The 9,796-nt window shown below is 41.3% G+C and carries 9 protein-coding genes; 7 read left to right on the forward strand and 2 right to left on the reverse strand.

Going from position 1 to position 9,796, the window contains the following annotated elements:
* The first annotated feature begins 79 nt into the window (after positions 1-79).
* The 5 genes from ASL19_RS18620 (at position 80) to trxA (ending at position 5,659) form a co-directional block, all read left to right on the forward strand.
* Complete coding sequence (locus ASL19_RS18620) at positions 80-745, forward strand: calcium-binding protein (protein WP_235528973.1); 666 nt, start codon at positions 80-82, stop codon at positions 743-745.
* Between the two features lie 174 nt (positions 746-919).
* A complete protein-coding gene (locus tag ASL19_RS09590; RefSeq protein WP_057178166.1) occupies positions 920-2,311 on the forward strand; it encodes a cation:proton antiporter in 1,392 nt (463 codons plus the stop codon).
* 167 nt (positions 2,312-2,478) lie between these two features.
* Positions 2,479-4,350 carry an N-acetylmuramoyl-L-alanine amidase gene (locus ASL19_RS09595; protein WP_057178167.1) on the forward strand — a complete coding sequence of 624 codons (1,872 nt, stop codon included), beginning with the start codon at positions 2,479-2,481 and terminating at the stop codon, positions 4,348-4,350.
* A gap of 37 nt (positions 4,351-4,387) precedes the next feature.
* Positions 4,388-5,242: a glutamate racemase gene (gene murI, locus ASL19_RS09600; RefSeq protein WP_057178168.1), complete on the forward strand. Its 855-nt coding sequence runs from the start codon at positions 4,388-4,390 to the stop codon at positions 5,240-5,242.
* A gap of 99 nt (positions 5,243-5,341) precedes the next feature.
* On the forward strand, positions 5,342-5,659 hold the full coding sequence (trxA, locus tag ASL19_RS09605) for a thioredoxin (RefSeq protein WP_057178169.1): 318 nt from the start codon (positions 5,342-5,344) through the stop codon (positions 5,657-5,659).
* 36 nt (positions 5,660-5,695) lie between these two features.
* Here trxA and prmA read toward each other — a convergent pair whose 3' ends face one another.
* Positions 5,696-6,601: a 50S ribosomal protein L11 methyltransferase gene (prmA, locus tag ASL19_RS09610; protein ID WP_057178170.1), complete on the reverse strand. Its 906-nt coding sequence runs from the start codon at positions 6,599-6,601 to the stop codon at positions 5,696-5,698.
* 57 nt (positions 6,602-6,658) lie between these two features.
* Positions 6,659-8,239: a phosphoglycerate dehydrogenase gene (gene serA / locus ASL19_RS09615; protein ID WP_006276725.1), complete on the reverse strand. Its 1,581-nt coding sequence runs from the start codon at positions 8,237-8,239 to the stop codon at positions 6,659-6,661.
* Between the two features lie 117 nt (positions 8,240-8,356).
* On the opposite strand from serA, the gene ASL19_RS09620 reads away from it, so the two are divergent.
* On the forward strand, positions 8,357-9,034 hold the full coding sequence (locus ASL19_RS09620) for a ComF family protein (protein WP_006276726.1): 678 nt from the start codon (positions 8,357-8,359) through the stop codon (positions 9,032-9,034).
* Positions 9,035-9,059: 25 nt separating this feature from the next.
* Positions 9,060-9,527 (forward strand): PPC domain-containing protein, encoded by a 468-nt coding sequence (locus ASL19_RS09625; RefSeq protein ID WP_006276727.1) that lies wholly within the window; start codon positions 9,060-9,062, stop codon positions 9,525-9,527.
* Positions 9,528-9,796 lie beyond the last annotated feature (269 nt).

A 9,796-nucleotide genomic window follows, 5' to 3' on the forward strand; every position in this document is an offset into this window, starting at 1 on the left:
ACCCTATACTGAAGCTGAGTTAGTTGCTGATCCTAATGCTATTATCAATCTGCAACCCCAAATTGTCAGTCAGTTTGAGGTGGAACCAAATGCCAATAATGTTCCCCAAGCATCCCAGTTGGTCTTTGGCACCACGGATCGTGATGTTGTGGTAATTCCTTCCCAAACTGATGGTATTAAAGACCTAATCTTTACCGGTTCTGGAAATGATGAGGTAGACACTACTCTCAATACCCCCTTGGAAGGTTTTCCCAGGGGCGAAAATACTATTCACACAGGTAGTGGCAAAGACGTTATATACGCAGGTAATGGCGATCGCATTTTTGGTGGTAGTGGGGATGATGAAATCTACGCTACAGATGCCAAGGACTATCGCCTTTCCGGTGGATCTGGTAATGACGTTTTTCACCTAGGTGTGAATGGTCGCGCTTTAGGTGGTGATGGAGATGATAAATTCTTTGTTAGCGAAGGTGGGGGCAATTTAATTTCCGGTGGTGCTGGTGCAGACCAGTTTTGGATCGCTACCGGTGATATCCCCAAAGTTGACAACAAAAACCTTGCCAATACCATTGTGGATTTTCAGATTGGTACTGATGTTTTGGGTATTAGCGGTCAAGTCCAGAGCTTTGGCTTTAAGGATCTAACCTTAACCAATAACGACATTATCATCAATGGCAACACTATAGCTACCTTAATTGGAGTAAATACTAGCACGCTTACTGTCAGTAACTTCAGTTTTGTTTAGTCTTACTTAAACTACAGCGTCTAAAGCTATAGTTTAAGTTTAAAAATATCGATATTTCAGTTTATACTTGATATATACTGGAATATCGATCTGATTTGAAACCACAGATAAAAAATATAAAGAAAGTGATATAAAAAGGTAAGGACAAAAAACTCATAAACATTTATAAAACCAATGCCACTCATAAATACAGTTGATGTGACCATTTTCACCAAGTTTACTATTCCCCTGTTAGCCAGCTCTACCAATGAGTCGGTGGACAATACCATCGTGGTAGCAGCAGTTCTCCTCAGTTTAGTAGTTATTTACCTAGCTAGTAAGGTAGGGGGCGAACTATCCAACAAATTAGGATTTCCACCGGTCCTGGGTGAATTAGTTGGAGGTGTGGTTATTGGTACATCGGTTCTACACTTGCTAGTATTTCCAGAAGGTGGTACTGATAGCTCCAGTTCCTTGATTATGTCCTTCTTGCAAATTACCGCTGGGTTAACACCAGAAGCTACACCCGCAGTATTTGCTGCTCAATCAGAGGTGATTTCCGTTTTAGCAGAATTGGGTGTAATTATTCTTCTGTTTGAAATAGGGTTGGAGTCCAACTTAAAAGATTTGATGGAAGTTGGCATTCAAGCGTTTGTTGTCGCAGTGGTGGGAGTAGCTGTTCCCTTTGCAGCGGGTACTGCAGGGTTGATGATCATCTTTGGCATTGCTCCAGTACCTGCTATTTTTGCTGGTGCAGCTTTAACTGCTACTAGTATTGGTATTACCTCCAGAGTGCTTTCAGAAATTGGTAGGTTGAATTCCAAAGAAGGACAAATTATCCTTGGTGCAGCTGTCATAGATGATATCTTAGGAATTATCGTTTTGGCGGTAGTTGCTAGTTTAGCTAAAGATGGCGCAGTGGATGTGGGTAACGTAATTTATTTAATAGCCAGCGCTACTGGATTTATTATTGGTGCCGTAATTCTCGGTAATGTTTTTAATAAATCCTTCGTGGCGATCGCGGATATGTTGAAGACCAGGGGGGGAGTGGTAATTCCCGCTTTTATTTTTGCGTTTATCATGTCCTACCTGGCGGATATCATTAATCTAGAAGCGATATTAGGAGCATTTGCAGCTGGATTAGTTTTAGAGGAAACAGAAAAGAGAAAGGAACTGCAAAAGCAAGTTATACCAATTGCGGACATGCTAGTGCCAATTTTCTTTGTAGCAGTAGGAGCGAAAACAGATTTAGGAGTGTTAAATCCAGCTATACCAACCAATAGAGAAGGACTGGTGATGGCTACCTTCCTGATTACAATAGCGATTATTGGTAAAGTGATTACAGGTTTAGCCGTTTTTGGTCAGCCAGGTATTAACCGTTTAGCCATTGGTGTAGGTATGATTCCCAGAGGTGAGGTAGGGTTAGTATTTGCGGGAGTTGGTGCAGCTAGTGGAGTGCTTTCCAAACCTTTAGGAGCAGCAATCATTATGATGGTAATTATCACCACCTTTTTAGCTCCCCCCCTATTACGAGTTGTCTTTCCCCAGGAATCTTCGGTTGCAATAGATTCCACCTCAGAGGTATAGGGGAAATGGGGAAATGGGGAACTTGAAACTTATATTTGTATATTACCGTCCCGACATATAACCTTAGCCAGGAGATGGTTATCCACAGACTTGGCAACCGCGACTTGGCAAAATTCTCAGATTGGGATATTGATTAAGTCTATGATATTAAATATAGGAGAAGGGATTTGAGACTACACTACTTACTAACGGGAACAATTGGAACAGTTCTTTTACTGTCTTCACCTAGTTTAGCGGCTCAATTTGACTCTTGGCGGTTTGATGCTAACGAAAACAAGCTAGAAATTAGAACAACTGGACCTGTTCAACCACAAGCTCAATTAGTTTTTAACCCCACGCGACTGGTGATTGATTTACCGAACACCAAATTTGGTCAACCCCAAGTTGCTCGACCCATAGGTGGTGGGGTCCGTGTGGTTCGCATAGGACAATTTGATCCCCAAACTACCCGTGTAGTAGTGGAATTTAATCCGGGTTATACGGTTGACCCCCAAGCTATCAAGTTTACACCCGTCAGTGGTAGTCGCTGGATAGTACAACTGCCAAAACTAGAGCGGGTATCCTCCAACACCCCACAGGATAACAATAATAGAGATGACAATTCCAATTATAATTTAGCAACTATAGATTCTACCCAATCTCCACCAGAGTTTTCTTCAGCGGGAAAAACCCAAGTTGAAAAATTACAAACTACTGGGGATGGTTTCTTTATTCGCACTAGTGGTATTTCCCCCCAAGCTAGAATCAACCGCAGTGTTGACCGGACTACCATATTCATGAATATTGTGGGTGCGAGTTTGTCTCCACAATTAACAGCAAGAAGCATCTTGGTTAATCGCCATGGCGTTACTCGGGTTCAGCTGATCCAATTGCGAACTACACCCAGCACAGTGCAAGTTAGCTTGAAGGTGGATCCAAAAAGTCCCGATTGGGAAGTAAGCACTGTTGGTGATGGACTGGTGATTTTACCAGTGAAGGGATTTGTTAACTCACGGGAGGGAGGTGAAACCCTAACCCCTAATTTTCCCGATGTTAATGACGTAGAAAATAATAATGAAACTGGGACTGACACCATTGAGTCGGTGCAGTTAAGCGACAATGGCACAGAGTTATTAATTAAAGGCGGTCAGAAATCATCTGTAACCACAGGTTGGGACAGAGGTTCCGCTATGTTTCGCATTAGTATTAATAATGCCAAATTAGCACCTCAAGCTCCCAGAGTCAATCTACCACCTAACAGTCCGGTATTGGGAGTACGTGTCCAGTCTGGGACGTTAAACAATGTAATTATTCTAGTACAACCAGCATCAGGAGTTCGTATTGGTCAACTTGGTCAAACTAGCAACGGAATGTTGTCTTTGCCAATCCAAAGGACCAGTCAGGTAAGATCGCCAATTGGCTTACCCCCCCTAGATCAGGGTGGAAGTAATCACTTACCAGATCCCAACGCCAAACCCGAAACCAATCCCCAACCTCGTCCTCGTCGCACTACCCCCAAGGGTAAATTGCTAGTCATGATTGATCCAGGACATGGTGGCAAAGATCCAGGAGCTATAGGGATTGCTGGAGTGCAGGAAAAAGATATTATTTTGCCCATTAGCCTGAGAATTGCCAAAATCCTGCAAGAAAATGGTGTAGATGCGGTATTAACCAGGGACGCTGACTATTTTGTCACCCTTCCTGGAAGGGTGGAAATGGCACAACGCACTGGAGCGGACATATTTGTTAGCATTCATGCTAACTCAGCAGGGGAAAATCGTCCTGAAGTCAGCGGGTTAGAGACCTATTATTATGACAGTGGTTTAGACCTAGCGCGAATTGTTCACAACAAAATTTTGCAAAATGTCAATGTCAAGGACAGAAGAGTAAGGAAAGCAAGATTTTATGTCCTGAGAAAAAATTCTATCCCCTCGATTTTAGTGGAAACCGGTTATCTAACAGGAGAAGAGGATGTGGCTAATTTGCAAAGGTCTACCTACCAAAATCAAATGGCCCAGGCCATTGCTCAGGGAATTCTCCAGTATTTAAAACAAAGATGAACTGGTATTCTATAGTAGTCCCTGAACCCATTTCCCTATGCACTCATATCCTGTTTTTGAAGGTAATTCCCAAGCATTTTCCATTCAGCAAATTCCCACCTCTCCCATTGGTGTGTTTGACAGTGGTGTGGGTGGGTTAACTGTCCTGCGACAGGTTTATCAGCAACTACCCAATGAGTCGGTTATTTATTTTGGGGATACGGCCCATCTTCCCTATGGTATCCGCTCCCAAAAAGAAATCTTAGGATATGTCAGGGAAATACTCAATTGGATGGAACAACAAGGGGTGAAAATGGTGATTATGGCCTGTAACACCAGTTCCGCTCTCACTTTGGAAACGGTTCGTTTGGAATATAAATTCCCCATTTTGGGGATGATTTCACCTGCTACTAAGTTTGCTGTAAATGTGGGTAAACGTATTGGTGTGATTGCTACTCCTGCCACAGCTAAAAGTAATGCCTATCGTCAGGCAATAATGGAACTTAAAGCTAATGTTCAGGTATGGCAAGTAAGTTGTCCTGAATTTGTTCCCTTAATCGAACAAAATCGCCTTCATGACCCCTACACTCTTGCAGTTGCTAAATCCTATTTAGAACCTTTATTAGCACAGGAGATAGATACTTTAATCTATGGATGTACTCATTATCCTTTACTTGAACCTATAATAAAGACTCTCATACCAAATCACATCCATCTGGTAGATCCTGCAGTTCATGTTGTTAGGGTCTGTCAGCGAGAGTTAGAAATACTAAACATCAAAAATCGCCTTTTACCTATGCCCACTCGTTTTGTCGTTAGTGGGTCTCCTCAACAGTTTTCTCAATCGGGAACCCCATGGTTGGGTTATACTCCCTTGGTGGAGCAGTTTTCTGTTCCCTACTCCCTCCGTTAGGATATCTTATGATAGAACTCTAACTAGCAAGGATTTGGTTGATTTTTGTTGGTTGCCAACTACTATTGAGAAAGCAGTAACTGTTAGGTGTGTACCGTTATGACAACTAAAAAACAATTTAATAGCTTTGAAGAAATGTTATCGGGATCCGATGTACCCGTGCTGGTGGATTTTTACGCTGAATGGTGTGGTCCATGTCAAATGATGGCTCCCATCTTGGAGCAGGTCAATACTCATTTCCAAGGTCAGCTAAGGGTTGTGAAAATCGATACTGAGAAGTATTCTCAATTAGCTACTCAATATCGTATAGAAGCATTACCAACTCTCATCTTGTTTAAAAATGGTCAGCCAGTTAATAAAATTGAGGGTGTGGTACAAGCACCTCAATTAATTGAACGTTTAAAAACTTTAATTTGATAGTTAGGAAATAATTGGGGGACTTAGGTCCTCTAATTACCTTCTAGCATTTAAACAACACCATTCTTGACGCTGCCAAACTTTATCTACTACCCAATTGTTTTTTTCCAACGTGGTAATTACGGATGGAGATTGTTCTACTAAAATACCACTAAATATCCCCCAGGAACCGGGTTTGACCAGGTCTGTCATTTGTGGAATTAACTCAATAATTACGTCAGCTAAGATGTTGCAAACTATGCCATCTAGAGATTCAGTGAGGATTTCTGTTAGGGTATGTACACTACCTAGGGCACAGGTTAATTTTTCTGGATTGAGATGATTCAAAATACAATTACTATTAGTCGATTCTACTGCTAAAGGGTCATTATCTACCCCATAGACTTTTTTCGCACCTAGTAGAAGTGCGCCTATGCCCAAAATACCCGAACCACAGCCAATATCTGCAATTACTTGGGGAGCAGTAATACTAGTATGAATGCTATTTTGAGTTAAATATTTTTCTAAAGATTCCAGACACAATTGGGTGGTGGCGTGATTTCCCGTACCGAAAGCTACTCCCGGGTCAAGACGGATAACCAATCTGGATGTGGATGGGGGTATGGGTAGCCATGCAGGATTAATCAAAAACAGATTACCTATTTCCTGAGGGTGCCAATATTGCTTCCAACTGGTAGACCAGTCCTCTTCATTAATTTGATGCCAATTTAATTCGGGAGTAGGTAAACCAATAGCTATTGAGTCTTCATGTAATAATGTTGATAAGTTAGTAAGATCTGATAATTGTGCCTGTAAGGTGGAGAGATAAGCTTTAATTAATATAAACCTATCCTTTTTTTCCACAGCAACACCCCGACAACCAAAGGTTTCCAACCGCCAAAAGATAGAATCTTCCAGGTCAGGTGTACATAAAATTTGGATTTCCCACCAGGTATTTGTCATTATGTTTTGGTTATTAGTAGTGTTCATACTCAATTCCCCCACTTCCCCAAACCGAACCTATAGGGTTACTGTATAAGCATCCCGAATTCCAGAAACTTGTTTAATTTCCTCCAGAATGCCATCTGGTAATGGGTCATCAATACTCAAAGCCATAACCGCATCACCTCGCACAATTTTTCTCCCCACTTGCATGCTGGCAATGTTGACATTGAAACTCCCCAATAAGGAACCCAATTTGCCAATAATTCCTGGCATGTCTCGGTGCAGGGTAAATAGCATATATTTGCTGGGTGGTACGTTAATGGGGAACCCATCTACATCTGTGAGGTGTATTTCCTTTTCTCCTAATAAAGCACCGGTGACAGAATGAGTTCCTAATGTACCTGTAGCTTCTAAATGTAATGAACCCGCATAATCTCTGGCTGAAGCATCCCTAGTCTCAATGACTCTAATACCTCTTTCTTTAGCTTCTATGGTCGCATTAACATAGTTAACCCGTTCCCTTAACGCTTGATATAGTAGTCCTTTTAATGCTGCTACTACTAGGGGTTGACTTTTGTTGGTGGCCAGATCTCCTTGCAGTTTAACATTCAGTGTTTCTATTCTTCCACCTGCTAATTGTCCTACCAGATTACCCAGGGTTTCTGCTAACTGCATATAGGGTTTGAGCTCTTCTATAATGTCAGGCCCTAATCCGGGAATGTTTACCGCTGAGCGAGCTGGTAGCCCTAATAATACATCCCTAATTTGCTCCGCCACGTCTATGGAGACGTTTACCTGAGCTTCTGTAGTAGATGCACCTAAATGAGGCGTAAGAATTATTTCTTTGCCCAGCGATCGCAGGGGGGAATCTCCCAGGGGTTCAGACTGGAATACGTCTAGTGCAGCACCGGCGATTTTACCGTTTTTAATGGCATCCGCTAGGGCCAACTCATCAATTATACCACCCCTAGCACAGTTAATGATGCGGGTGGTGGGTTTCATTTTTCCTAGGGTTTTAGCATTAATTAAGTTAGTTGTTTCTGGTGTTTTGGGAATATGTAGGGTGATATAGTCCGCTTGTTGAAATAGTAGGTCTAGATCTACCAGATGACAACCGATTTGTTCGGCCCTCTCGGTGGAAATAAAAGGATCGTAGGCCAATAGTTTCATGCCCATGGCTTTGGCCACATGGGCTACATGGGAGCCTATTTTTCCTAATCCAACAACACCTAGAGTCTTTTTATATATTTCTGCACCAACAAAGGTTTTTCTATCCCATTCTCCCTTTTTTAGGGAGGTATTAGCATCAGGAATATGACGGGATAAGGATAACATCATTGCCAGAGTGTGTTCTGCTGCTGCAATGGTATTTCCTTCAGGGGAATTGACTACTACAATACCCTTTCGGGTGGCAGTTGGCACATCTACATTATCCACACCTACACCAGCACGACCAATAATTTTTAATTGGGTACCAGCTTCGATAATTTCTTCTGTAACGCGGGTTCCCGAACGAATCATGAGTGCGTCATATTCACCAATGATTGCTACTAATTCGGCTGGTTTTAAGCCTGTTTTGACATCAACTGTAGCTACTTGAGAGAGAATATCAATACCAGCTTGATCAATTGGATCGGAAACAAGAACCTTAGACATAAGTACGTAAACTAATGATGGCTAACAATTATAGGTTTTACCTGACCTTTTGGTAAAGTGAGGGTTGAAAATATTTTATGTGTTACACTAGGGTAGGGATAAAATCGATGATGGCTAATGACTATGCTGAAAGGTCTACTGAATCTCTTTTTGCAGAATACCTGTCCTCTTTGCCAACGTAATACACCAAATTTATTTTGTCCATACTGTAATCAACAATTGCAAAAAAGTTGTTTACACGACCCTAATTGCTCATGGCAACCCCCCATACCTCTTTTTGCTTGGGGTAGCTACGGGGGAATATTAAAAAGGGCTATTATGATGATGAAATATGAAAACCGCCCAGAAATAGCACTCTTTTTGGGCCAGCTCCTGGGAGGATCATGGTTGTTAAATTCTAGCTGTAAATATCAAGCTCCTGTAATCGTACCCATACCATTACACCCGGATAAAATGAAAATACGAGGTTTTAATCAATCTGAGCTTATTGCTAGAGGTTTTTGTGACGTGACAGGGCTCAGGTTAAAACCCCATGGATTAATGAGAATTAAACATACACAACCGCAATTTGGAATATCAGCTGATAACAGGCAAAATAACTTAATGGGTGCTTTTGATTTGGGTAAGGATTTTTTTAATCGCTATCCTAATAAACCTATATTGTTGATTGATGATATTTACACTACAGGAGCAACCGCTAATTCTGCTATACACAGCCTGGATGCTTATGGAATAAATGTCATTGGTTTAGCTACTGTAGCTAAAGCTATTAAGGATGATCCACAAAATATATAATTTATTCATAACCTGTTAACAAACTATGAAAAGTTACTATATACCCCTTTTTAAAAAGGTACTTATTCTGCCCATAACTTTTTTGTCAATAATTATTTACTCTCATCAGGCGATCGCCCAAACTGGAAATAGGGATAATATATATAATCCCATTCTATTAAAGCTAGAAGGGGAGATTACAGATAAATTGACTCTAAAGGACATTCCCACGGGTCAAGGGGGATTTGCGCGTGATTATCAAGTCAACCTGAACAAGGGAGATAATCTAGTAATTGATGCATCTTCGGAAAATTTCGATACAATTATCACACTTTTAGGTCCCAATGGTTTGACGGTAGGGGAAAATGATGATGGTCCAGATGGCACCAGTAATTCTCTGTTATTTGTCCGCATCACTGAAACTGGGAAATATATTATTAGAGTGAGGTCTTTTGGAGAAACTGGAGTTGGTAGCTTTAAACTCAAGGTGACAAAATTGTTGCCAGTTAAGTAAGTATTTCTAAGGTAAATGTTTTTAAAAACAAGCGATCGCTGGAAGCAAAATCAAACCGCCCACTCCATAATATAACGAATTCACGTACACCATAATTAACGGTAGGGTTTGTTGGGTTTCGTTCCTCAACCCAACCTACGGCAAGTGTTTTTAAAAATAGGCGATCGCAGTTTTGGAAGTAAAATCAAACTGCTCATAATTAACAGTGAAGTTTGTTGGGGATCGATCCGTAACCCAACGTATTGTAAATGTTTTTAAAGATAGGCGAT

This window comes from Cylindrospermopsis sp. CR12, assembly GCF_001432185.1.
Classification (GTDB): domain Bacteria; phylum Cyanobacteriota; class Cyanobacteriia; order Cyanobacteriales; family Nostocaceae; genus Raphidiopsis; species Raphidiopsis raciborskii.